The organism is Candidatus Methanocrinis alkalitolerans, assembly GCF_029167205.1.
GTDB classification, from domain to species: domain Archaea; phylum Halobacteriota; class Methanosarcinia; order Methanotrichales; family Methanotrichaceae; genus Methanocrinis; species Methanocrinis alkalitolerans.
Genome location: NZ_JARFPL010000021.1, coordinates 19,467 through 44,618, shown reverse-complemented (window position 1 = coordinate 44,618; position 25,152 = coordinate 19,467). Strand labels below are relative to the sequence as shown.

20 protein-coding genes are annotated in these 25,152 nt (G+C 60.6%); 10 read left to right on the top strand and 10 right to left on the bottom strand.

Going from position 1 to position 25,152, the window contains the following annotated elements; genetic code table 11:
- Positions 1-296 precede the first annotated feature (296 nt).
- Entirely contained in the window at positions 297-1,028 is a 732-nt protein-coding gene (locus tag P0O24_RS07885) for a class I SAM-dependent methyltransferase (protein ID WP_316969202.1), read from the top strand.
- Between the two features lie 70 nt (positions 1,029-1,098).
- Entirely contained in the window at positions 1,099-1,536 is a 438-nt protein-coding gene (locus tag P0O24_RS07880; protein ID WP_316969201.1) for a DUF4870 domain-containing protein, read from the top strand.
- Positions 1,537-1,551: 15 nt separating this feature from the next.
- Here P0O24_RS07880 and P0O24_RS07875 read toward each other — a convergent pair whose 3' ends face one another.
- Positions 1,552-3,138 carry a sodium:solute symporter family protein gene (locus P0O24_RS07875; RefSeq protein ID WP_394356747.1) on the bottom strand — a complete coding sequence of 529 codons (1,587 nt, stop codon included), beginning with the start codon at positions 3,136-3,138 and terminating at the stop codon, positions 1,552-1,554.
- Positions 3,138-3,326, bottom strand: coding sequence for a symporter small accessory protein (locus P0O24_RS07870; protein WP_316969199.1), 189 nt, complete (start codon positions 3,324-3,326; stop codon positions 3,138-3,140). Before P0O24_RS07870 ends, P0O24_RS07875 begins: the two co-directional genes overlap by 1 nt.
- 453 nt (positions 3,327-3,779) lie before the next feature.
- Here P0O24_RS07870 and P0O24_RS07865 point away from each other — a divergent pair, with 453 nt between their 5' ends.
- The gene (locus P0O24_RS07865; RefSeq protein ID WP_316969198.1) at positions 3,780-4,562 is read left to right on the top strand and encodes a 2-keto-4-pentenoate hydratase; all 783 of its coding nucleotides are present in this window, start codon (positions 3,780-3,782) and stop codon (positions 4,560-4,562) included.
- Positions 4,563-4,601: 39 nt separating this feature from the next.
- On the opposite strand, the gene P0O24_RS07860 is transcribed toward P0O24_RS07865, so the two are convergent.
- A complete protein-coding gene (locus P0O24_RS07860) occupies positions 4,602-5,693 on the bottom strand; it encodes a TRAP transporter substrate-binding protein (RefSeq protein WP_316969197.1) in 1,092 nt (363 codons plus the stop codon).
- Between the two features lie 254 nt (positions 5,694-5,947).
- On the opposite strand from P0O24_RS07860, the gene ade reads away from it, so the two are divergent.
- Both ade and P0O24_RS07850 read left to right on the top strand, forming a co-directional pair.
- On the top strand, positions 5,948-7,714 hold the full coding sequence (ade, locus tag P0O24_RS07855; RefSeq protein ID WP_316969196.1) for an adenine deaminase: 1,767 nt from the start codon (positions 5,948-5,950) through the stop codon (positions 7,712-7,714).
- 35 nt (positions 7,715-7,749) lie between these two features.
- Entirely contained in the window at positions 7,750-8,898 is a 1,149-nt protein-coding gene (locus tag P0O24_RS07850) for a TIGR04013 family B12-binding domain/radical SAM domain-containing protein (RefSeq protein WP_394356746.1), read from the top strand.
- Here the strand turns inward: P0O24_RS07850 and P0O24_RS07845 are convergent.
- Both P0O24_RS07845 and P0O24_RS07840 read right to left on the bottom strand, forming a co-directional pair.
- Entirely contained in the window at positions 8,889-9,227 is a 339-nt protein-coding gene (locus tag P0O24_RS07845; RefSeq protein ID WP_316969194.1) for a hypothetical protein, read from the bottom strand. The two genes, P0O24_RS07850 and P0O24_RS07845, sit on opposite strands and share 10 nt — an antisense overlap.
- Before the next feature lie 241 nt (positions 9,228-9,468).
- Complete coding sequence (locus P0O24_RS07840) at positions 9,469-11,628, bottom strand: DHH family phosphoesterase (protein ID WP_316969193.1); 2,160 nt, start codon at positions 11,626-11,628, stop codon at positions 9,469-9,471.
- Positions 11,629-11,707: 79 nt separating this feature from the next.
- Here P0O24_RS07840 and P0O24_RS07835 point away from each other — a divergent pair, with 79 nt between their 5' ends.
- Positions 11,708-12,250: a tRNA (cytidine(56)-2'-O)-methyltransferase gene (locus P0O24_RS07835; protein ID WP_316969192.1), complete on the top strand. Its 543-nt coding sequence runs from the start codon at positions 11,708-11,710 to the stop codon at positions 12,248-12,250.
- The gene (locus tag P0O24_RS07830; protein ID WP_316969191.1) at positions 12,234-13,376 is read left to right on the top strand and encodes an ATP-grasp domain-containing protein; all 1,143 of its coding nucleotides are present in this window, start codon (positions 12,234-12,236) and stop codon (positions 13,374-13,376) included. Before P0O24_RS07835 ends, P0O24_RS07830 begins: the two co-directional genes overlap by 17 nt.
- A 58-nt stretch (positions 13,377-13,434) precedes the next feature.
- Here P0O24_RS07830 and P0O24_RS07825 read toward each other — a convergent pair whose 3' ends face one another.
- The 3 genes from P0O24_RS07825 to P0O24_RS07815 form a co-directional block, all read right to left on the bottom strand.
- Positions 13,435-13,557, bottom strand: coding sequence for a hypothetical protein (locus tag P0O24_RS07825; protein ID WP_316969190.1), 123 nt, complete (start codon positions 13,555-13,557; stop codon positions 13,435-13,437).
- A gap of 433 nt (positions 13,558-13,990) precedes the next feature.
- Positions 13,991-15,076 (bottom strand): carboxypeptidase regulatory-like domain-containing protein, encoded by a 1,086-nt coding sequence (locus P0O24_RS07820; protein ID WP_316969189.1) that lies wholly within the window; start codon positions 15,074-15,076, stop codon positions 13,991-13,993.
- A 191-nt stretch (positions 15,077-15,267) separates the two neighbouring features.
- On the bottom strand, positions 15,268-16,809 hold the full coding sequence (locus P0O24_RS07815) for an ABC transporter substrate-binding protein (RefSeq protein WP_316969188.1): 1,542 nt from the start codon (positions 16,807-16,809) through the stop codon (positions 15,268-15,270).
- A gap of 348 nt (positions 16,810-17,157) precedes the next feature.
- On the opposite strand from P0O24_RS07815, the gene P0O24_RS07810 reads away from it, so the two are divergent.
- From P0O24_RS07810 to P0O24_RS07800, 3 genes are all read left to right on the top strand, one after another.
- Positions 17,158-18,954 (top strand): KamA family radical SAM protein, encoded by a 1,797-nt coding sequence (locus tag P0O24_RS07810; protein ID WP_316969187.1) that lies wholly within the window; start codon positions 17,158-17,160, stop codon positions 18,952-18,954.
- Between the two features lie 492 nt (positions 18,955-19,446).
- Complete coding sequence (locus P0O24_RS07805) at positions 19,447-20,709, top strand: Glu/Leu/Phe/Val family dehydrogenase (RefSeq protein WP_394356745.1); 1,263 nt, start codon at positions 19,447-19,449, stop codon at positions 20,707-20,709.
- A 284-nt stretch (positions 20,710-20,993) separates the two neighbouring features.
- Positions 20,994-21,227 (top strand): type II toxin-antitoxin system HicB family antitoxin, encoded by a 234-nt coding sequence (locus P0O24_RS07800; RefSeq protein ID WP_316969185.1) that lies wholly within the window; start codon positions 20,994-20,996, stop codon positions 21,225-21,227.
- 79 nt (positions 21,228-21,306) lie between these two features.
- Here the strand turns inward: P0O24_RS07800 and P0O24_RS07795 are convergent, their stop codons facing one another.
- Positions 21,307-22,227 (bottom strand): sulfide/dihydroorotate dehydrogenase-like FAD/NAD-binding protein, encoded by a 921-nt coding sequence (locus tag P0O24_RS07795; RefSeq protein ID WP_316969184.1) that lies wholly within the window; start codon positions 22,225-22,227, stop codon positions 21,307-21,309.
- Positions 22,228-22,229: 2 nt separating this feature from the next.
- Complete coding sequence (gene fdhF / locus P0O24_RS07790) at positions 22,230-24,980, bottom strand: formate dehydrogenase subunit alpha (protein ID WP_316969203.1); 2,751 nt, start codon at positions 24,978-24,980, stop codon at positions 22,230-22,232.
- Positions 24,981-25,152 lie beyond the last annotated feature (172 nt).

Sequence of the window (25,152 nt, the reverse complement as noted above, 5' to 3'; positions counted from 1 at the left end):
ATTAACTATATTGTGCGATAATTTAGATTTCACCCAATTCTCGCGAAAACTTTAGAGATATGGAGATAAAGTAAAACGGCATTTTGTTCCCGAAAGCTGAATATCACTCGATTTCTAGATAGTGCCGCTTGCGCCATTTTCCGATATAGTTGTTAGCGATAGCTACAACTATCATTTTTCCATGAAACCGTTTTAGCGATCTAACCATCACCCTCCCGGTCTGAAAAGAACTCAAAATTCTTTTTTGATCTCCTCAATCGTAATCGATAAATCCGACGGCGAAGCGGAGTAGGAAGATGAGAGACACCCCAGCCTGGCTTTACGATGAGAAGCGACAGATCGGGACCGACTACGAAGACCTCTCCGAGATCCGGGCCTACGATCAGAGGATGGCGAAGATCAGGGACGTTGGAAAGGAGGTTCGAGAGGTCCTGGACCTTCTGGACCTCCCGCCTGAGGCGACGGTCCTGGAGCTGGGGTGCGGCACCGGGGAGTTTCCCATCGCGGCCGTCGAGAGGTGCAGAAAGGTCGTCGCCGCCGACGTCTCCCTTCCGATGCTCGGCTATGCCCGGAAGAAGGCGGAAGAGAGGCTGCGCGAGGAGGGGCGAAAGGGAGACGTCGAGAGGATCGAGTTTGTTGAGGGCGGCTTTCTCACCTACCAGCACCGGGGCGAGCCCCTCGACGCCGTCGTAACCCAGTTCGCCCTCCACCACCTCCCCGACTTCTGGAAGCAGGTGGCCCTGATCAGGATCGCCGGGATGATGAAGGAGGGGGGACGGCTCTTCATAAGAGACATCGTCTACTCCTTCGACCCCGCCGGGGCCGAGAGCTTCTTCGACGGGTACCTCTCCCGGATGGCGGAGGTCGGGGGCGAGGGGACGCCCCGGGATATCCTGATCCACATCAGAGACGAGCACTCCACCATCGGCTGGATATTGGAGGGGATGATCGAGACGGCGGGCTTCTCCATCGAGAGGGCAGAGTATCGGGCGGGGTTTATAGCAACCTACCTCTGCATCAAGAGGTGACGATGCCGAGAGGGTACTGCCGGAAGGTCTTAGTATCTCCAGCGGCCTTCTTCTGATGGAGGAATAGATCATGATCGAAGAGAACCGGGACGCCCGGACCTGGGCTGTCCTCTGCCACCTATCCGCCCTCGTGATGCTCCTGGGCGTCCCCCTGGGCAACGTCCTGGGGCCCCTCGTCGTCTGGCTCGTCAAGAGGAACGACCACCAGTTCATCGACGATCAGGGGAGAGAGGCGCTCAACTTCCAGCTCTCCATCACCCTCTACTGGGTCCTGGCGGGCGTGCTGATCTTCTTCTCGGCGGGGTCTATCGCATTCTTCTGGCCGGCCTTCCGCTACGGCATGATGGAGTTCTGGAACCCCATCGCCATGCCCATCGCCATGATCTTCGGCCTCTTCCTGATCTTCGGCCTCTTGATCCTGGATGTGGTGCTCGCCATTGCGGCGGCCGTCAGGGCGAGCGACGGCGTTCCTTACCGATATCCCCTGACGATAAGGGCTATAAAATAGGTTTTGGAGAGGGGATCAATCGATCCCCTCAAAGCACTTCTCGACGTGCTCGGCCGCGGGAGGCTTCGTCGCGAGGCTCACCGCCACCGTCGCCACGAAGGCGAGGGGTAGGGCCACCACGATCGGGTCGACGACGGGCCAGGGCATCGATGTTATGAGGACGTCTCTGCCCAGGACCATCCTCGCTATCCCGAGGGCTGCCGCCTCCTTCTGATGGACGAAGACGAGCATGAAGAGGCTGACGAAGGTGCCGGTGACGAGCCCCGCGATCGCCCCCGCCTTCGTCGCCCGTTTCCAGAAGAGGGCGCACGAGTACATGGGGAGGAATGCGGCGGCGCATAGGCCGAAGAAGATCGCCGTACCCGGAGCGATGATGCTGGGGGGGAGGACGTACCCCAGGATGACGGCCACCACCACCGCGATGATTATGCCGATCCTGGTTATCAGGATCGAGCGGCCGCCCCTCATCCCGGCGACGGTCTCGTAGACGTCTCTACCTATGGCCGTCCCCTGGGCGTGGAACTGGGAGCTCAACGTGGACATCGCCGCCGCGAGGAGGGTGAGCATGAAGATGTAGACGAACCACTCGGGCATCGCCGAGTTGATGTAGACGGGTATTATGCTGTCGGAGTTGCCGGAGGCTGCGGCTATCGCTATGACGCCGTCTCTCTCGAAGAAGTAGACGTTGGAGAGCGCCCCCACGACGAAGGCGACCCCCGTCATCATCAGGATGAAGACCCCGCCTATGAGGACCGCCCTGTTCAGCTCCCGGCCAGACTTCACCGTCATGAACCTGACGACGAGCTGGGGCATCGCCAGAACCCCGATCCCGACGCCGAGGACGAGGGTCGAGATGAGGGTCCACCACCATGCAGAACCGGCAGCAGGCATCACCGTCCATCCCTGGTGGCCCATGGCGGCGAGGTTTGCGGGGACGAGGGCGGCGAGGTTCGTCAGAGCCTGGTGGGCCTGAACGATCCCTCCGAGGTGGCTGTAGGTCATCACCAGGAGGAACGCCATCCCGGCGAACATTATCGTCGCCTGGAGGGCGTCGGTGTACATCACGCCCTTGAGGCCCCCGATTACGACGTAGGCGGCTATGATGAGGGAGAAGAACATCAGGGCGAGGTTGAAGTCTATGGCCAGGGTCGTCTCGATGAACCTGGCGGCCCCTATCAGGACGACGGAGGCGTACATCGGCATCCCAAGGAAGATCACAAGGCCGCTGAAGTACTGGATGAACCTGCTATCAAACCTCCTAGATAGAAGCTCCGGAAAGGTCATAGCAGAGAGGTTGTGGCCCATCTTCCTCGTCCTCTTGCCGAAGACGACGAAGGCGATGAATATCCCGACGAATATGTTCAAGAATGTGAGCCATAAAAGCCCCATTCCGAAGAGGCCTGCGACGCCTCCGAAGCCGACGATGGCGGAGGTGCTGATGAAGGTGGCTCCGTAGCTCATGGCCATGACGTAGGGGTGGATCTTCCTTCCGCCCACCATGTAATCCTCGGAGTTGCAGGTATCCTTCCACCCCCTGTATCCCAGGTACCCGATCGCCAGGATATAGACCAGAATGATTATGTTGAGATAAACTATATCGATCACAATCCCAGCTCCTTCTCCTCCATCTGAGCTTCCCCCTTCTCCCAGGAAACTTCCTCACGAATTTCGTTGGCTTCCTTCTCTCCTCCTCTGTTCCAGTTGGCGAGGCCGTAGCCCACGCAGAGAAGAGCGCTCAGAAAGGAGAGGAGATAGACGCCCCAGATCCACGGATCATTTATGCCCAGCATGGTTCCACCAAATCTCGAAAGTTTTCGAATCTCCTGATTTCGCGTGATAGCATGTTTCATTATATCACGTTATTAAAGATAACGATCGAACATTACTTATATTTATGCAGAAGTATCTTCTGGCGACTTTACGGTCGAAAGATCACGCAAATATAATACTAAAAATAGATATTAAGTGAATCATGTGGGAGGGGTCGAGCTGCGGAGTATGTGGGGAGAGATGTAAAGAGCGATCCGATGGCGAGCGATCCCGTTGCGATCCATCCGGAGGAGTACGATCTTGAGGAAAGGTTTTTACTTGTTCGTCGTATAGACATTATGACATAAGTCGCCCGAGATCGAGATGCCGTACCGGAAGGAGGTGCCTATCGGCGGGAGGATCGACCTATTCTGCCTGCAAAAGTCCGATGGCGGTACTGGCGGCCTCGGCAAAGCTATGCTGGAGCTGTTCGGATGACAGAAGATAACTTCATCGATGATCTGGCGAGGCGGTACCTCGCCGCGGAAGCCGAGAGGATCGGCCTGGAGCCGATATCCATCACCTGCCCCCATCTGACGGTGGAAGAGGCCTACCGGGTTCAGACGGCGATCGTCGCCTCCAGGCTGAGAGGAGGGGAGCGTTTGGCGGGAAAGAAGGTGGGGGCGACCAACGAGGCGATACAGAGGGCGATGAATATCGCCGAGCCGATATACGGCCACCTCTTCGTCGGCCAGAGGGTCCCCGACGGCGGCGGGATATCCCTCTCGGAGCTGATCCATCCGAAGGTCGAGTGCGAGATCGCCTTCACCCTCCGCGAAGATCTCTCAGGCCCCGGGGTCACCGCCGCCGGCGCCCTGGAGGCGGTGGGGTCGGTGGCAGGAGCCATAGAGATCAACGACTCCCGGACGAGGGGATGGGAGATCGGGATCCGGGAAGTGGTCGCCGACAACGGCGTAGCCGCCCGTTTCGTCCTCGGAGACGATCTTCTCCCAGACGGCCTCGACCTGCGGCGGGTTTCGTTGGTGATGGAGAAGAACGGCTCGGAGGTGGCCAGGTCCACCGGGGCCGCGATCCTCGGAAACCCCGCCGAGTCCCTGGCCTGGCTCGCCAACAAGGTCGCCGAAGACGACGGCGGCATCCGGGCCGGCGAGGTGGTCCTCGCCGGGTCGATGACCCCCATGACCCCGGTGGAGAGGGGGGACTTGATCGAGGCGTCCTTCGACGGTCTCGGGAAGGTATCCGTCAAGTTCCACTGACGGGGGTACAGGTCGATGGATGGGACTGGACCTCGCGCTCTACCTCCACTCCGGAGGGAAGGCGACGAAGGAGACGCCGTTCTCCTCGCACTCCTCGCGGAAGATCTCGACGGTCTGCCTCGCCGGAAGGCCCTCTGCCTCCAGCTCTGCGACCCACCCTCTCGTCACGTTCTGAAAGGCGGCGTGCCACCTCACCATCTCCTCGGGGGAGGGGGTTGTGAAGACGACTCCGCTCTGGTCTAGGTCGGCTACGATCTCCTGATATGTTTCGCCCGTCATGGCACCCGTCGTCCGGTAGGGGTTGGCGCAGACCTCCTCGATGATCCTCCGGAGGTCTGCGGGAGCCGTCTCCCAGGCTTCGAGGTTCATGAAGAGCCCCTCACCGACGCAGCCGAAGGAGATGAGGGTGCAGTGGTCGGCGACCCCCGCGAGGCCGAAGGATCGGACCATCGAGGGGCAGGTGACGACGCCGTCTATCGTCCCCTCCTCCATCGCCTTTCGGACGGAGTCGAGGGGCATAAAGACCGGGACCGCCCCGATCGCCTCGATGCACCTCGTCTGGAGGCCCCCTGGGCTCCTTATCCGCAGGCCGCCTGCATCCTCCAGGGTCACGACGGGCTCTTTGGTCCAGAGGTGGGAGTTGACGCAGGGGTTCACCTCCAGCACCAGAACATCGGCAAACTCCCCCCGGAGGGCGCGTTCGTAGACGGCTCTTCCTATATCCGTCGCCGTCTCCTTATCCTCGATGGAGGCCGGGAGGGAGAGGACGTCGGATATAGGAAACCTTCCGGGGGTCCAGGTGAGGGTGGCGTACCCCATATCGGAACGGCCATCGGCTACGAGGTCGTAATGTTCGGGCCCCGATCCCAGGGCCCCGCCATCGAATAAGGTCCAGGAGATCCTGCCGCCGCTCTTCTCCTCCAGGGCCTGGAGGACCGGGATCCAGACGGTCTGGACCTCGGGGCTGTCGTGGAGGTGCCAGGTGCTGAAGTTGATCTGGAGCGCCTCTCCCGGCGACGGGGAGATCGACGACGGGAAGATCTGCGGGATCGTTTCATCGATCGAGGTGGCGACAAATAGGCTGGCCAGGAGGACCGACGAGGCCAGGGTTAAGGCGTATCTTCTCTTCATTTTATATCCGTCTCCGGAAGGGTTCTCTGACTTCTTGAACTCCTTCGTCCAAGGTCTCTTCAGGGAGGATCTAATCGCCTCTTCGGGTTTAGGAATTTATCGATCCGCTCTTGCATGAGTGGTCCGACGCATCTCTTTCGTTATTCAGGTCACAACCTGCCCAGAGCCCTTCTCCGAAGGAATGTCGGCGGAAAAGGATAAGACCGATCTCGACCATCTCCCCGGTTGGAGTATTGTTGGACCGGTGAGCTTCCATGAAGATAGAAGAGCTGATAGCCGCCGCCCGCGGCGAGGTGGAGGTCGACCTCCTCTTAGAGGGAGCGGATCTGGTGAACACCCTCTCCGGCGAAGTCCATCGGGCCGACGTGGCTATCTTTCGCGGGACGGTGGTGGGGTTCGACTGCTCCAGCGCCCGCGAAACGATCGACCTATCGGGGAGGGTTCTGGCGCCGGGGTTCATCGACGGTCACGTCCACATCGAGTCGGCGATGGTGACCGTCCCCGAGTACGCGAGGGCGGTGGTGCCGAGGGGCACCACCGCCATCGTCGCCGACCCCCACGAGATCGCGAACGTCCTCGGCACCGAGGGGATCAGGTACATCATCGACTCTGGGAGATCGTCGCCCCTATCGGTCTATATCATGCTCCCCTCCTGCGTCCCGGCGACCCACCTTGAAACCTCCGGCGCCAGCCTCGACGCCGGGGCCTTATCGGAGCTGATCGGCGAGGAGGGGGTTTTAGGGATCGGAGAGGTGATGAACTATCCGGGGGTGATCTTCCGGGACCCCGCGGTCCTGGCGAAGATCAGCCTCGCCGGGATGAGGCGCAGGGACGGTCATCATCCCCGGGTCGACGGCCACTGCCCCCTCCTCTCTGGAAGGGACCTCGCCGCCTACGTCGCCGCCGGGATCGAGTCGGACCACGAGTCCACCACCATCGAGGAGGCGAAAGAGAAGCTGCGGCTCGGGATGAGGATCATGATCCGGGAAGGGACGGCCGCGAAGAACCTCGACGATCTCCTCCCCCTGGTGACGGAGGCCAACTCCAGCCGGTTCTTATTCGTCTCCGACGACCGCCACCCCTCCGATATAATCCGGGAAGGACATATCGACTCCATGGTGAAGCGGGCGGGAGGGGCAGGCCTCGACCCCGTCGTCGCGATTCAGATCGCATGCCTCAACGCCGCCGAGTACTTCGGCCTCTCAGACCTTGGTGCGATATCGCCGGGGCGCAGGGCGGACGTCGTCGTCCTCGACGACCTGGACGAGCTGAACGTCCAGAAGGTCCTGAAGGAGGGGGCGGTCGTCGCCGAGAATGGCCGGATGATCGTGCCCCTGTCGAGGGCGCCGGCGCCCCGATCGTCATCGATGAAGGTCGCGGGGCTGGGTCCTGGATCTTTTGATATAAAGGCCGAGGGCGACCTGGCGAGGGTGATCGGGGTGATCCCGGACCAGATCATCACGAGGTCTCTCCTGGCCAGGCCGAAGGTCGAGGGGGGCAGAGTCGTCGCCGACCTCGATCGCGACCTTCTGAAGATCGCCGTCGTCGAGAGGCACCGGGGGACGGGGAACGTAGGCCTGGGCCTCGTCAGCGGCTTCGGCCTCGCTCGGGGGGCGATCGCCACCTCCATCGCCCACGACTCCCACAACATCGCCACCGTCGGGACCAGCTCGGCTGAGATTCGCCGGTCGGTCTCAGCTGTGAAGGAGATGAACGGCGGCCTCGTCGTCGTCGACGGCGGGATGGTCGTCGCATCCCTGCCGCTGCCTATAGCCGGCCTCCTCTCGGACCGATCGATGGAGGAGGTGGCAGAGGAGATCGAAGCGGTGACGGAGGCGGCAAAAGACCTGGGGTCGGCCCTGGAAGACCCCTTCATGACCCTCTCCTTCCTCTGCCTTCCGGTGATACCGGAGCTGAAGCTGACGGATAAAGGGCTCGTGGACGTCAACAGGTTCGACTTCGTGCCGCTCTTCGTCGGCGATGGCGGGGAGGATGAGGCAGCCTCTTTTGAAGCGAGGTGAGGGAGATCGAGGCGGGGAAGATCGAGGTGAGGAGAATGGTCATGAAGAAGATAGCCCTCGACGCGAGTCCCGCAGGAATCTGGTTTCGCTGGAACAAGAAGAACGGTTACAGCATCGCCGCCCTCCTCCCCCTCGTCGAGGGAGCGGGCCTTGCCGACAGCCCTCGGGACGGGGTCATGCTCTACAGCTTCGCCACGGCCCAGGCGGAGGAGGTCTATCGAGAGATCGCCGGCTCAAAGGTCAAGGCGGTCTATGTAGCCGGCGGCCCCCACCCCTCAGCCCGGCCGGAGGAGGCGCTCCGCTCTTTCGACTACGTCGTCATCGGAGAGGGGGAGGAGACCCTTCCGGAGCTGATCGAGGTCATCAGGAGCGGCGGCGACCCCGAGACGGTCCGGGGGATCGCTTACAGCCGAGATGGAATCGTCAGGATCACGCCAGCGCGAGAATATGTTGATCTCGACAGATACCCCCCCTTCCAGCCGCCGATCTTCTCCCCCCTGGAGATCAGCCGCGGCTGCCCCTGGGGGTGCGCATACTGCCAGACGCCGCGGCTCTTCGGAAGGAGGATGCGCCACCGTTCGATATCGAAGATTCTGGAGTACGCCCGGTGCTACTCTGACCTGAGGTTCACATCGCCGAACGCCCTGGCCTACGGCTCCGACGGCGTCCATCCGCGGATCGATAAGGTGGAGCGGCTCCTGAAGTCGTTATCCGAACTGAACAAGCCGATCTACTTCGGGACCTTCCCCTCTGAGGTGAGGCCAGACTTCGTCTCCGATGAGGCCCTGGACCTGGTGGCGAGGTACTGCAAAAACCGATACCTGAGCATCGGCGGCCAGTCGGGAAGCGACCGGATTTTGAAGATGATAGGAAGAGGCCACGACGTCGAGGCGATAAGAAGGGCCTGCGACCTCTGCCTCGACCGGGGGATCGTCCCGAACCTCGACCTGATCGTCGGCCTTCCCGGGGAGACGCCGGAGGACCAGAGGATGACCCTGGCCCTCGCCCGAGAGGTCGTGGGGGGAGGCGGCAGGATCCGGGCCCACCACTTCACCCCCCTACCGGGGACGCCCCTGGAAGACGCGAAGCCCGCGGTGCTGGCCGACGAGGTGGCAAAAGAGATGGGGAAGCTCGCCCTGAGGGGGAAGGCTACGGGGAGGTGGGGCTCTTCGGATCAGAGGTAGAACCGTTTGAAGGGGAGCTTGTAGTCGTCCCTCGGCTCGTACTTCACCACAATTTTGTTGCCGTCGATGTGAATCTCCCTCACCGACTGAGAGAACATATACCATGCGTACCCCCGGTCCGGGACCCTCAGCCTGTCAGGGAGGCTCGACAGAAAATTCGTCTCGTTGAGGATGTAAGAGCGAAGAAGCTCGCTGCCCGAGGCGAAGAGGAAGGGGAAACCGACCCGCTCCACCTCCTCCGCCATGCAGGGGTCGGTAAGCCTCAGCCTCTGCTTCAGATGCTGCCGATATTCATCCTCCGTGATGATGATCTCTTTTAATTCGCTCAAACCGGTTCACCGGCCATCTCTGGATCGAGGGGCGAGATAAAAATTGCGGGGGGGGAGAGCCGAGGGGTCGGAAGGCTCCGGAGGATAGCAAGATGCCAAAGGATCGAAGGGCTCCGAAGTGTCGCCAAATTCGGGCTTTGGCGTTTCCTCCTCCTATCCCGGGCGGACGGCCTTTCCGGGCCAAAGAGGAGGGATGGGCCCGGGCCGCCGCGCATTTCGGGGTTATGGATGCGCCTCATGATCAGGCCGTTACCTTCTCTTCGGCCTTCGAGCCGCTGGAGGGGACGGGGTCGACGGCGCATGCGGCGATCTTCTCGACGAGCTTTGCGAGAACCTCCTTTCTCATCCCGCCGACGAACTTGATCGACCCGACGACGAGGTGGCCGCCGCCGTTGACGCCCCCCGCCTTGATCTCCTCCCGGAGCTCCCGGACCATCTTCGGTATGTTCATCCTCACCCCCCGGCTCCTCAGTACGGCGAAGTCGGGGCCGTAGCCTATCGTCACTACCGGCTTTCCGTCGTACTTCTTGCAGAGCCGATCGTGGACCTCGCCAGAGGTCTTCCCCGGCGGGGGGAAGGTGAACTTGTGGGCGTAGTTCTCAACGTCCAGGACGTTCATGATGGCGCCGTTGGGGAGGGTCTGGGTCTTGACGTGGGCGAAGGAGGCCCGGAGCTGCTCCTCGATCGCCTCCTTCGCCTGTTCGCAGAGGAGCTGGACGATATTTCGGTGCCTGTCGAGCCTCCCGAGACAGAGGATGTCGTTGACGAGCCCCCTCCCATCGTTGAACCGGAGCCAGAACGCCTCGTAATCGAGGGCGAGGGCGATCTTTCTCAGGTCCTCGATGGAGAAGCGGTCCTCCACGAGGCGTATGTACCTTTCCGCCTCGGGAGCCTCGCTCCGATCGCCTACGGCCGAGACGGCGGGAAAGTGCTTGATCTTCTCCTCAACATCGGGGTTGATCATCCTCGCGATCTCGGTCGCTATCATCCCCGTGGTGATCCCAAAGTCCCCACCCTGGTGGGCGGGGTTGACGTGGGTGATGAGGTACTCGTCGACCGCCTCGTCGGGGTGGTGGTGGTCGACGACGAGCATCTCCATCCCGTAGATCCGCGCCTGCTTCATCGCCGGGACGTCCTCCTCGGTGGAGCCGTTGTCCATCAGGACTATGAGGGGCATCTTCTGGTCGTGGCGGGACTGGTCCTCCAGGGCGTAAGTGAGGTCTTTTGTGACGTCCTCAAGCTCGTAGAAGGGGGCCTTCGAAGGCGCACGCCTGTAGTTGTGGTACTCGGCGTCGGAACCGCCTACGTCCCTGATGAGGGGGAGGATTGCCGTCTCGATGGCCACAGCGGCGCTCATTCCGTCGGCGTCGGCGTGGTGCCTCACCACTATCGGCTTCGACTTCAGGACCGCCCTTCTGATCTCCTTTGCCACCTCCCTCATCTTCGGTTGCAGCCTCGTTATTATATCGCTCTCCACCAGGAGGGGGAGGTCGGCGGGCTCGGCCCTCTCGTCGATCGCCTTCTCGATCCTATCCTTGACGGCGGAGGCCTCCCCGCCCCAGAGCTGCTTCATCGACCGGATCTCGATCTGGATCTGGCCGTTCCTGACGGAGACGTCGCCGATGGCCCTCACTATCATCTCGGTGTCGATCTCGGTCCATGCCCGGACCCCAGCCCGCTCGAAGGCGGCGCAGAAGACGATGCCGCTCTCGTCGGCGATGGTGAAGATGGTGGGGCCTCCGGTCTGCTTCACCTGGATCACCTCCCCCTCGATGGATACGAGCTTTCCGACGCTCTTTTCGAGCTTCTCGACCCTGGTGGCGGGGAGGTCCTTCTTCACCTCCAGGGTGTGGTGCTCGCCCACCTCCACCGGCTCCAGCTCTATGTTGCCGTTGGGGGCGACGTTCCTCACCCGGACGTATATCTCCTCGCCGACCTCCGGCGTCCTTTTCAGAAACTTGTTGTGGGCGAGCCCCCGGACGTGGTCGTTCAGGTCGACGAAGGCCCCGAAGTTGGCGAGCCCCGAGACCTTTCCCCCGTAGACATCTCCGATGGCCAAATCGCCGGTGTCGCAGGCCTTATCCAGAACGTGTACGACGGGCTTTTTGGAGCAGCTGGGACATAGCTCGCTTCTGGTGGCGAGCTTGGCGCCGCAGACGGCGCAGAGGTAATCTCGGCCGAGGCCTGCGCACTTCTGGCAGATCTCGGTGACGGGGATCTTTCCCTCCCCCTTGCAGACGGGACATCTCGTCGACCCCTTGCTCACCAGGTCGTCGATCTCGCTCGCGGAGGCCTCGCCGAGGCTGACGGACTCTATCTTCCCCGTCCCCTTGCAGTTGGGACAGTCCTTCTCTCCCACCGTCAGATACCCCTCGCCACCACATTTCTCGCACAGGTTCATCTCTCTGTAGAGAGCTGCCAAGGGATTTATCGGTTTTGGAAGGTAAGGGAATAAATAGCATCTCCGATCTCTTCCGGCCATGCGAGTTGTGGTCTTGCGCCTCGGCCATCGGCCGGAGCGGGACAAGAGGATCACCACCCATGTGGGGCTGGTGGCGAGAGCCTTCGGCTCCCAGGAGATGATCCTGGCCGGAAGGGACGAGCGGCTGGTGGAGGGGCTCGAGGACGTCGCTCTTAGGTGGGGCGGCGACTTTCAGGTGAGGTCCGTCTCCAGCTGGAAGGCCGAGGCCAGGAGCTGGAAGGAGGCGGGAGGGAGGATCGTCCACCTCACCATGTACGGAACTCCCCTATCGGAGTCGATGGAGGAGATCCGTCGATCCGATCCGTTGATGGTGGTGGTAGGGGCTGAGAAGGTCCCCCCCGAGATCTACGAGATGGCGGACTGGAACGTGGGGGTCGGAAACCAGCCCCACTCAGAGGTGGCGGCCCTGGCGGTCTTCCTGGACAGGCTCTTTTTGGGCAGAGAGCTTGAGATGGATTTTGGCGGTAGGATCGAGGTCGTCCCAAGCCCGCGTTACAAGACCGTCATCGAAAGAAGGAAGGAAGATGAGGCGGAGGGCTGATCGACCCTTGAGGGTCCTCGTCGTCGGCCAGAACGTCCGGCATATAGCCGCCTCCGCGTCCAGGGCGGGCCACCGGGTCTTCGCCGCCGACTGCTACAACGACCTCGACCTGTCGGAGTCGGCTTTCCGATCTATTCTCCTGGGAGCCGACCCCTCGATCCCCGGAGATCTAGGACGATCGGCGGAACTTATTATCCGGGAGGTCGTCGAGGGGGATCTCATCGACCGGCTCGTTTTGGGGCCGGGGATCGAGGAGATGAAGGTCGGGGGGGTCGAGGTCCTGAACAACCCGCCAGAGAAGATCTCCCTCGTATCCGACAAGCTCTGGCTGGGACGCTGGCTCGAAAGAGAGGGGTTTCCTGGGGTCCCGACCCACCCTCTCGGAGAGGAGGGCGATCATCGAGGGTTTCCCCTGATGGTCAAACCCCGGAAGGGGGCGGGGGGGGTCGAGAACAGGCTCGTCTTCACCGAAGAGGAGCTCGCCGAGGTCGCGGGCGACCTCATCGTCCAGGAGATGGCGGTAGGAACCCCCGCCAGCGTCTCCGTCGTCGCCGACGGCGAGGGGGCGGTGGCGATATCCGCCAACGAGCAGCTTATAGGGACCGAATGGCTCGGAGGAAGCGGGTTTCGCTACTGCGGCAACGTCTCTCCCCTGGACCCCTCGATAGACGCCTCCGCAGTCGGGGATATGATGGATATCGGGGAGGAGATCGCCATCCGCCTCGGCCTCGTCGGCTCCAACGGCATCGACTTCGTCATCACCGAATCCGGTCCCGTAGTCCTGGAGGTGAACCCCCGGTTTCAGGGGAGCCTCGACGCCGTGGAGATCTCCACGGGTATGAACGTATTCCAGGCCCACATCCTATCTTTCGATGGATCGCTCCCTGATAGGCCTAAACCTCGGGGATTCGGGGGGCGGGGGGTCATCTTCGCAAAATCCGATATAAAAATAGGGGCGGACCTCAGGACCGTGACGGCGTCGATCGCCGACGTCCCTAGGCCGGGGACCATCGCGAAGCGGGGGGACCCCTTATCCTCGATATTGAGCTTCGGAGAGGACTGGAAAGGGGCCATGGACCTCCTCAAAAGGAGGAGCTGGGCGGTCTATCGGGCCTTCCGCCTCTGATGGATCAGCTCCGCCCTCTCCAGAAGATGGGCCCTCACCAGAACACGACGCGTTAGACTCACCAGGACACGACGCGGTAGAACCAGTGGCTTATAATGGTGACGAACTTCTCAAACCCTCCACCCTTCTCCAGCTTCTTCCGATCGTTTTCGTCGTATTTCTTATCTTTAATCCAGGACATGACTTTTCTGTTGTTGATCTGGAGATATAACGATATCGGTATCCACCAAGTTCCCGCAAGGCGCCTCTTTGCACCCGCCTCCTCGGTTCTGCTGATCTGCGCTAACGAGAGTGTTGCGCAACGAGGCTTTAGCGGGACGAGGGTGAAGCATGAGGATGGTGATATAGGGCTGAGCAAAGGTGAGACCCTCGACTATTCATGCTCCAAAATAAGGACCTTCCGGCGGGAAAAACCAAAATCTTTATGATATATGAGGTAGGCTCTCATCCGAGTGATATACATGGACATCGTACCCATCATTGGATACCTCCAGGCTCTGGTCGTGCTGGCGCTCTTCTTCGGGATTCTGGCCGTCGGGTTCAAGGTCTGGCGCTGGAACTACGCCTGACCCGCCCCGCCCCGACTTTCCTTTCCGCTCTTTTTTTCCTATCCTTCAGCCGTGCCTTCCCAGGACGATGACCTTCGTCCCTCTGAAGTCGAGCTTCGCCACCTGGCCGGAACGTATCTGGACCGAGGCCGACGTGAACTTGTAGCCTGCAGCGTCCACGGCCACCGAGTGCCATCCGGGGCTGAGGGAGACCCGATAGTCGCCGTCATCTCCCGTGGCGATGGAGAAGATGCCGTCGATCCTCACCCTCGCCCCCGGTATCCCGGCGCCGATCCTGTCGGTGACCCTCCCCTCCAGCCATCCATATCCCCCATAATAAATATCGGGAGGGGCGAGCTGGCCCACGGGGTATCCCACCACAGTTCCAGCAGCCGATACGGTCCCGGTCCATACCCTCCCCGTCGCCTGGGTGAAGCTGAACCCCCCGAGCTCTGCAGTGACCGCGTAAGTCCCCGAGGGGAGGTTCATACCGTAGTAGCCCCGGGCGTTGGTGGTGGTGCTATAGACCCCACCCGACCCGGATATCCTGACCCTGGCGTTAGGAATGCCGTTGCCATAGGGGTCGACGACCCTCCCCACCAGGCTGTATGTAGTCGGATACCCTCCGGAGCTGACCCGTAAATCCACCCTGTTGGACCAGCCCGATGCGTTGAACTGATAAGAATGAGCCTCCAAAGTCTCAGCGTAGAGGTCCAGCCTGTACCAACCCGGGGTCACAAACCCATGGGATAATACCCTCCTCCCCCGATCGCTCAAGGTCAGAGGCCCCCAGTTGGCGACGTACAGCCAGAGGGAATAAGGGGTGGCCAGGTTCACCTCCCCGCTGGTCACCAGAAGCCCCCCAGACTGGAGGTAGAGCTGGTTATGGCTCAGGACCTCGTCCCCGTATATGAGGTTGTGATTCGGGGCGAAGGGGTTCGCGGAGATGAGGTGGCCGACGTCGGATCTTCCGGGCGAGAGGGGGTCCCATTCGGCCCTCCCTGCGGCGCTGGTAGACTCATAGCCGGGGCCGAAGGGGTCCCACTCCGGCCTATCGGCGGCGAAGGGGTTTGGGAGATAATCCAGACCAGGTGCGTCCTCGGCCCGGACGCCTTCCGCGCTGAAGGCGGCCAGGAAGACTGCTCCCAGCAATATCCAAAATGCGACTCTACTCGTCGATATCAAAGCTTCAACCTCCCCAAAGGCAAAGGGCTCGCCTCCGACTTAAAGATTCCGGAGGTGTGGAGATGATCGAGATCTCCGATAAAATAAGGGCGGTGCGGGCCGGTGAGGGGGCGCCTATCGGCGGCCTCCGCCTTCCGCACCCGTCCAGAGAGCCGATTTTAGGCCCCGACGAAGGATAGCTTGTTGGCGGCGATGGGTATCCCCAGGGCCATACCGTTGCGGGTGTAGTAGAGCTCCACCTGGCCGTCGTGGGCGACGAAGGCCTCGGTGTAGTAGAGGGTCAGGGCCGGGACGTCCTCGGCGTAGAGGAGCTGGGCCCGGTCGATGAGGTCCCGGCGGGCGTCCTCATTCATCTGTGTAACCTGCCCCTCCAGGAGGGCTACGAGCTCGGGGTTGGCGTCGTACCGCGCGCTGTTGAAGCTCTCCATCTCGATGGTGTTTCTCGCCAGGAAGTGGGGGTCGCCGATGACCCCGCCGTGGCCGCTGACCGCGAGGTCGAAGTCCCAGTCGGCGACCTTGGAGTCGACGGTCTTTGAGTCCATCATCCGCAGGTCGACGTTTATCCCGGCGGCCGCGAGGTCCGCCTCGATCAATTCGCCGATCCTCTCGGCGGAGGTGTCGCCGCCCTTGATGAGGAGCTGGATCGGCTGGCCTGCATAGCCCATATCTGCTAGAAGCTCCTTCGCCTTCGCGGGGTCGTGGGGGTAGAAGCCGTCGATCTCGGGGTTGTACCAGTCGTTGTCAGAGGGTATGAACCCCGGGCTTCCCGCAAGGCCGCGGCCCCGGGCCGCTATATCCACCAGCTTCTCCCGGTCGATGGCGCTGGCAAGAGCCTGCCGCAACCTCTTATCCGAGAGGGGCTCTTTTCTGTGGTTTATCATCAGCTTGTAGTTCCACCAGTGGGACGGGACCTCAACGATCACGAAGCTTTTCTCCAGCTGGCCGATCATCTCCGGCTCGACCCCGGCGGTGTTCACCCTCCCCTGGAGGAGCTCCGCCGCGGCGTTGGGAGCGGAGATCTTGACGAACCGAAGCTCCTTTACCCTCGGCTCGCCGAGGTAGTAGTCTTCATAGGCGACGTATTTGTACGTCCCCTGGACCTTGTCGTAGTCCTCGACCCTCAGGGTGTAGGGGCCGGTCCCGACGAGGGCGTCCTGCTCCCTGCGGTTGACGGGATCGGAGACCCCGGCCCAGATGTGCTCAGGGAGGATCGGCAGGGTTCCCGCCACCTGGTCGAGGAAGGGGGCGAAGGGAGCCGAGAGGGTCATCTTGACCGTCAGGTCGTCGATCGCCTCGGCATCATCGATGATCGACGAGTCGACCCACATGTAGGGGTGATCTTTGGTATAATCCACGGTGAAGACGACGTCATCGGCGGTGAAGGGCTCGCCGTCATGCCAGGTGACCCCCTCCCTCAAGGAGAAGATGTATTCGTCGTCTCCGACGAGCTCCCACCTCTCGGCGAGGGCGGGGACGTACCCGGCCTCATCCTTCCAGACGAGGGTATCGAAGAGGAAGCTCATCCGGGAGTACCCCGGCCCTCTGGCGTAATGGGCGTAAGGAGAGGGGAACCCCCAGTCTCCTGTGGTGTCGGCCATGGTGTATACGGGGACCGAGCCGCCGTCATCAGCGGCGGCCGAGCCAGCAAGAAACAGGACGAAGAGCCCCACCGCCAGCCCCAATATCCGCGAATATCTCATTATAAACTCCTCCGTTCCTTATACCGGATTGCGTCTTACAAAATCTATAGTTCATCTTCTTATTTATGAATCTTTTTGTTTTACAATATGGAAAATATGACTGAATTTAAACTTTTTATTTATTCATGCCATAAATATCAAATTTAGAAGGTATTTAGATATACTATTATTGATTTCATCACAAAAAGATGGCTCAATGCTGCTGTTAAATATAACCCGATGAAAGCCCGGATCCCGGATGGGGAGGATATCGAGGTCCATGGGCCGGGGTGGCATATGAGAGATCGGAGGGGACCGGCCTTAGAAGTGATTTTTAAATACCATCGGATAGAGATCTAAGCTTCAGATATGTCGGATAGATGGCAGAAGTGCTGGGAGGTCGCCCCGGAGATATACCTCCTCCTCAAAGAGAGCGAGAGCCTTGAGGCGGCCCGGGATGTCGTCGTCGGCTACCTCCAGTCCCTCGACTGGACCCGGCAGCGGGAGGCGGTGGAGATCGACCCCTGGGACTACGTCCTCTTCAAAGAGGCGGTCGAGGGGCTCAAGAACCTCTTCTCCCCCCGAAACGAGAGGGCGGCGAAGACCTCGTCACTGGAGTATCTCTGGCAGGCGGCGGTATCCGGAGACTCCGAGGTCGCCGATGGCTTCGTCGACGAGTTCTTCCACCTCTTCAAGGCGGTGAAGGTCCAGGCCGAGGTCTACCCCTCGATGCTGATGGAGGGGATGGAGGTCCCCGACTTCGATAGGTACGAGGGTCGCGAGGCGGCAGAGAGGCGGTCTCTCTACTTGGACGAGATGGGGCGGCGGATGGACTTGCGCCTCGCACGGTATCGAAGCGGCCTCGACCCCGACCTCGCCGAGGCGCGGGCTGAGAACAGGGCGAGGATCCTGGCAGTCCTGGACGGGGACGAGGACGACTGGTCCGACTGGAGGTGGCAGTTCCGCAACGTCTTCAAGGACGCCGACGGTCTTGCTATCATAAAAGAGATCATAAACCTCAGCCCCGAGCACGAGGAGTCGATCCCCCTCGCCCTGGAGAACGGGATCCCCTTCGGCGTCACCCCCCACTACCTCTCCCTGATGGATAAAAACCCCGGCGACCTCGACTTTGCCCTCAGGCAGCAGGTCTTCCCTCCCCTGAAGTACGTCCAGAAGATGATCGCCCATAGAATCGACCGGAAGTGGGCCTTCGACTTCATGAGGGAGTACGATACATCCCCCGCCGACCTCGTCACCCGCCGCTATCCCCGTGTCGCCATCATCAAGCCCTACGACTCCTGCCCCCAGATCTGCGTCTACTGCCAAAGGAACTGGGAGATCACCGCCCCCTTCATGCCCTCGGCGATGGCTTCCATGGAGAAGATCGAAGCCGCCCTCGACTGGTACGACGACCACGACCAGATGATGGACGTCCTAGTCACCGGCGGCGATCCCCTGGTTTTGGGCGACGGCCGCATCGACGAGATCCTCGGCCGCCTCGCCGAGATGGACCACATCGTCAGCATCAGGATAGCCACCAGAACCCCCATCACCGTCCCCCAGAGGATCACAGAAGAGCTCTGCGAGATCTTCGGCTCTTACCACGACCTGGGCAGAAGGAGCCTATCCGTCGTAACCCACTTCATGCACCCCCGGGAGGTGACGGCAGAGACCCTGGAGGCGATCAGGAGGATCAGGGTCCTGGGGATGGACGTCTACAACCAGCAGGTCTTCACCTTCGCCAACAGCAGGCGGTTTGAGACGGCGGCCCTCCGGATCGTCATGAAGAAGATCGGGGTCGACCCCTACTACTCCTTCAACATGAAGGGGAAGAGTGAGATGGAGGAGTACGCCGTCCCCATCGCTCGGATCCTCCAGGAGCAGAAGGAGGAGGCCCGGCTCCTGCCGGGGATCTTCAGGACCGACGAGCCGGTCTTCAACGTCCCCTTCCTGGGAAAAGACCACCTCCGGGCCTGGCAGAACCACGAGATCATAGCGATCCAGCCCGACGGAAGGAGGACGTACCGTTTCCTCCCCTGGGAGAAGAACATTGTCCAGGTGAAGCCATACATCTACGACGACGTCAGCATAAGCGGCTACCTCGAGAGGCTGAGGGAGAGGGGGGAGGACCCGGAGGATTACAGGTCCATATGGTACTATTACTGAAGGACGAAGGGGCTATATGGTACTATTACTCAAGGACGAAGAAGTATGAGTGCTTTTTGATGATGAACGGCCCGCAGCTTGGTGCTGAGAGCGCTTTTTGAATCAACCATCGAGATGACATTTAAAAAATACTACTTATTAGGGGGTTGATGCGGAGAGCCTGTTAGATGATATTCGGATCTTATTGAGGTCCGGCAAAGATACGGAATTTTTTGTTCGATCATGATGCCCAACTCAACCATTGGAGATGACGCTCATACTTATCAGACGGATACATCATATGAAATATAAAACAGTTCTTAAGAGCTTCTATTCCGATCTTCAACAGCCCTTCTTGGGAAATGATTAAATATCAGTAATCGGAGGAGAAGGCCAATTTTATCATAAATAAATGTTACTCATAAGATTTAACTATGGGATGCTGACATGGGCTTCCTCCTAACTCATGGTTATGGAGTCTGTGGCGGAAAGCCAGAAAAGGGAGATTTAGGGATGGCAGAACTCAACCCATTTGCGATAGCTCAAGAGCAGCTGGAAGACTGTGCAAAAATATTGAATTTGACAGACGATGTTCGGGAGGTACTCCGTAGCCCCATGCGGGAGCTGCACGTATCCATCCCCGTTCGGATGGACGATGGGAGGACGAAGGTCTTCCAGGGGTTTCGAGTGCAGTACAACGACGCCAAAGGTCCGACGAAGGGCGGCATCAGGTTTCACCCCGACGAGACGATTGACACCGTAAGGGCTCTGGCCGCGTGGATGACCTGGAAGTGCTCCCTCCTGGACCTCCCCCTCGGTGGCGGTAAGGGGGGAGTGATCTGCAACCCCAAAGAGCTCTCCGAAAATGAGCTGGAACGGCTGAGCAGAGGGTACGTCGACCAGATATGGCAGTTCATGGGCCCCGACAAGGACGTCCCCGCCCCCGACGTCTATACGACTCCCCAGATCATGGCCTGGATGATGGACGAGTACTCCAAGATCACAGGGAGGAACGAGTTCGGTTGCATCACCGGCAAGCCCGTCTGCATAGGCGGCTCCTGCGGCCGGGACGACGCCACCGCCCGGGGCGGGATGTACACCATCCGGGAGGCGGCAAAAGAGCTCGGAATAGACCTCACCAAGGCGACCGTCGCCATTCAGGGCTATGGAAATGCCGGATGCAATGCAGGATTCCTGGTAAGAGACCTCTTTGGCTCCAAGGTGCTGGCGATCAGCGACTCCAAGGGCGGCATATACAACGAGGACGGCCTCGACCTCGACCTCGCCTGCAGCGTCAAGAAAGATACTTGCACCGTCGTCAACTCTCCCAGGGAGGGGACCCAAAAGATATCAAACGAGGACCTCCTGGAGCTGGATGTGGACATCCTCATCACCGCGGCTCTCGAGAACGTCATCACCAAAGAGAACGCTCCCAACGTCAAGGCGAAGATCATAGCTGAGCTCGCCAACGGCCCCACCACCCCCGAGGCGGACGAGATCCTCTTTAAAAATGGCGTTCACATCATCCCCGACTTTCTCTGCAACGCCGGCGGAGTCACCGTCTCCTACTTCGAGATGGTCCAGAACATCGATCGGTACTGCTGGGATGTCGAAGACGTCTACAAGCGGCTGGACGACAGGATGACCCGGGCTTATCACACCGTCCTCGACACCTCTAGGGCCTACAACATAAATATGCGCCAGGCAGCCTATGTCGTCGCCGTCAGCCGGGTCGTCGAGGCGATGAAGATGCGAGGCTGGATCAAGATGGGTTAGCCCCCATCCATCAGTCTCATCTGGAAGAGCGATAACAGATATTTTGGGATGGTGGATAGATCCTCCCCCCAGCATCACTTTTTTTTGAGCCTTCTGACGCAGAATGCACCTTTGACGTCGCGAAATCCCCTCGAAGGAAAGAGGCTGCCTCATGGGGCAAATATATGCTTTTCCCCCTTCAATGCTCCGGGGTAGCCCGATATTTACATCAGATAGATAAGGGGATATATGAAGGCGAGAATCATAACAAATAATTGGCGAAGTCTGACAGGAGGAATATAGACTTGAAACTTAACCTGACCGCCGTCGTCTGGGAAGGTGAGAGGTCCTACATATCGAAATGCCCCGAGCTGGGGATCTGCAGCTTTGGAGCCACCCCCGAAGAGGCCCTCGACCGCCTCGAAGAAGCTGCATGGCGTTACCTCGATTACGCCGAGAGCCGGGGGATCATCGCCGACGTGGAGTCGGCTGCCTCTTCCCCCCATAAGTTCGCCTCGATGATGGAGATGGTCAGATGAAACCATGATGATGGAGATGGCCAGATAATGAGGAGATCTGACCGTCTGCGAGAGTTTCAAAATAGGATCTCGATATAGCCTAGCTCGTACATGCCGCCTTCTTCTTATCCTTCCCCTCGCCCCTCCCCAGGGTGGGGTTCAACGCCTGCGGCGACATATCCACCAGTTTGTGCCAGTTATCCCGCTCCCAGAGCGCAGAAGACCGGTCCTCCTCGGGGATGAACTGGCGCAGGCGTAGGGCCAGGGTATCCCAGTTGACCTGGTGGCCGTCGAAGTCCGGGCCGTCGACACAGCCGAACTTCGTCTCGCCCCCCACCTCCACCCTGCAGGCGCCGCACATCCCGGTACCGTCCACCATCAGGGGGGTGAGGCTTACGATCGTCTTGACGCCGGCCGGCTTGCTCGCCTTGGCCGCCTCCATCATCATGAATGGGCAGCCGTGGACGAAGATCCTGTCGATCCTCTCGCCGCTTTCCAGCCTCTTTCTTATGAAGTCGTCGGTCCAGCCCGGCCGGCCGCAGCTTTCGTTCCCGGCGAGGACGTGAAGCTCGTCGCTCTCCTCCTGTAGCCTCTCTTTCCAGAAGATGAACTCCGGGCTTCGCCCCTCCACCACCGTTATCACCCGGTTTCCCGCCTCTTTGAGGGCCTTTATCAGGGGGAGGGTGGGGCCGATCCCAAAACAGCCGCAGGCGCAGATGACGGTCCCGAAGTTCTCGATCTCGGTGGGGGCGCCTAAGGGGCCGGCGAGGTTCATGACGGAGTCGCCGACCTTGAGGGCCGCAAGCTTCATGGTGCTCGTCCCCAGGACGAAGAAGACGATATCGACGGTCCCCTCTCCAGCGTCCCAGCCCGATAGGCCCATGGGGACCCTCTCGCCGGTCTCATCAACCCTTATTATCACAAACTGGCCGGGGCGGGCGGCCTTCGCCACCTTGGGGGCCCTTATCTTCATGTAGATTATGTTGGGGACGAGCGCCTCCTTCTCCACAATCTGGTACATATTCAATCACCATCCGCTCTGGAAAGGTTCACGGCACAGACCTTCAGCTCCGGTATCTTGGCCACGGGGTCGAGGGCGGGGTTTGTGAGGACGTTCGTCGGCGTCTCGGCGAAGTGGAAGGTCATGAAGGCGACCCCCGGAGACGACCTCTCCGTCAGCCTCGCCCTGGCGGTGACCGTCCCCCTCCGGGAGGTGACCTCCACCAGTTCGCCGTCCTCGATCCCCAGGGCCATCCCGTCTGCGGGGTTGATCTCCACCAGCTCTTCATCTCTTAAGAGGTTCAGCCCCGAGACCTTCCTCGTCATCGTCCCGGTGTGGAAGTGGCAGAGGACCCGTCCTGTAGTGAGGATGAAGGGGTACTCCTCGTCGGGAAGCTCCGCGGAGGGTCGGTAAGCCAAGACCGAGAAGAGCCCCTTTCCCCGGGTGAAGCCGTCTCTGTGAAGGTACCTGGTACCGGGATGGTCGGGGGTAGGGCACGGCCACTGCAGCCCCACCTTATCGATCCTCTCGTAGCTGATACCACCGTAGCTCGGGGTGAGGGACGATATCTCAACCATGATCTCTGAGGGATCAGAATAAGTGAACTGGTCGGGACGGCCCATCCTTCTGCCCATCTCCGATAAGATCATCCAGTCTGGCATCGAATCCCCCGGGGGGTCGAGCAACTTTCTCACCCTCTGGACCCGCCGTTCGGTATTGGTGAACGTCCCGTCCTTCTCGGCGAAGGAGGTGGCGGGGAGGACGACGTCGGCGAGGGCTGCCGTCTCCGAGAGGAATATCTCCTGGACGACGAGAAAGCCGACCTTCTCCAGCGCCTCGGCGACGTGCGCGGCGTCGGGGTCGCTGATGACGGGGTTTTCGCCGATGATGTACATGCAGTCGATCTCGCCTTCTTCGATGGCGCCGAAGATCTCCAGGAGGGTGAGCCCCGGCTTCTTCGGGAGCTCTCCGCCCCAACTCGCCTCGAACTTCATCCTCAGGTCGTCGTTGGTCACCGCCTGGTAGCCGGGGAATACGTTGGGGAGGGCTCCCATGTCACAGGCGCCCTGGACGTTGTTCTGGCCCCGGAGGGGGTTTATGCCGGAGCTTAGCTTTCCCAGGTTTCCCGTCATCATGGCGAGGTTTGCCAGGGCCAGGATGTTCTCGGTCCCGTGGGAGTGCTGGGTTATCCCCATGGAGTAGACGATGGAAGAGGGATCGTTTTGGGCATAAATCCGGGCCGCCTCTATCATGAGCTCCGCCTCAACGCCGGTGATCTCTGCCGCATCTTCCAGGGAGACTTCGGCGAGAGAGTCTCTGAAGGCATCGAAGTTTTCGCACCGTTCTTCAATGAACTTCTCATCGACGAGCCCCTCGTCCAGGATCACCTTGCAGAGGCCGAGGATCAGGGGGACGTCGGTCCCCGGCGTCTGCCTCAGCCATACGTCGGCTATGCTGCACAGGCCGATCTTTCGGGGGTTGGCGACGATGATCTTCGCCCCCCTCCTCTTCGCCTCCTTGATCTTGAGGGCGATGACGGGATGCTGCTCTGGTGTGTTGGATCCTATGATCAAAATGCAGCCTGCGCCCGCCAGCTCATCGATGGAGTTGGTCATCGCCCCGCTCCCGAAGGCCGCCGCAAGGGCGGCGACGGTGGAGGCATGACAGAGGCGGGCGCAGTGGTCGACGTTGTTGGTCTCCATCACGAGACGGCATAGCTTCTGGGCGAGGTAGTTTTCCTCGTTGGTGCATTTGGCGGAGGAGAGGAGGGCGAAGCGATCGCCTTTGGACCGAGAGAACCGCTCTACTATGAGAGAGAACGCCTCATCCCAGCTGGCAGCGACGAGCTCGCCGTCCTTTCTGATGAGGGGGGTCTTCAGCCGCTCGCGGCTCTCGACGAAGTCGAGGCCGAACCTCCCCTTGACGCAGAGCTGGCCGTTGTTTGGGGTATCGCCCCTCGTCCCCCTGACCCGGACGATGTGACCGGAGGCGACGCCGATATCCATGACGCAGCCTACGCCGCAGAAGGGGCAGACGGTGGTGACGAAACCCTCCGGCCTCTCCCACCTCTCGGCCCTCGCCCGGAGGGCTCCGGTGGGGCAGACGTCGACGCAGGCGCCGCAGAACTTGCATTCGGAGTCCAGGAGGGAGACGGGGCCTATGGAATGCTGGCGGTGGTAGTCGACGTCGAAGTCGAGGACCCCCTCCCCCCTCACCTCCCTGCAGGTCCGCACGCACCGGCCGCAGAGGATGCAGAGGTTGTAGTCGCGGTCGAAGAAGGGCTCCCTCAGGACGGGGTGGTTTCGATAGGAGGTCTCATACCTTATCCTGTCGAGGCCAGTATACTCCACCGCCGCCTGCAGCTCGCATTCGCCGTCGTTGGGGCAGTACTTGCACCCCACCGCCATGGGAAACTTTCTCATGCACTCCCGCAGGTCGCCGCACTCGTCCTTCCGGTCGCAGAACAGGCAGCTCGTCGGGTGGTTCGTCAGGGCGAGGAGCATCTCCAGGGTGTGGCGGCGCATCTGCTGGAGCTCTTCGGTCCGAGTCCTCACCACCATCCCCTCTTCTGCCATGGTGGTGCAGGCGGTGGGGTACGCCTTCTGACCCTCCACCTCGACGATGCAGAGCTTGCATGAGCCGATGGGCGAAAGGTCGGGGTGGTCGCATAAGGCGGGTATATAGATCCCTGCCTCTCGGGCTGCTTCGAGGACTGTAGCTCCCTTCCGAGTCCTCACCTCTTCTCCATCAATGGTCAGGGCGATCTCGTCCACTTTCACCACCGCGTGCTTCTCTGGAGCAGCGTAGTCGTATTTCTAAGTTGCTCTTGGTCTTCCGCTGGAAAAGGAACTTCTCGTTGTTGTATTTTAACCAAACGGGGTCGAAGAAGCCCCATGGGACAGATATATTAATAGACAGCTAGGAACCGGCATTCCGATCCATTGG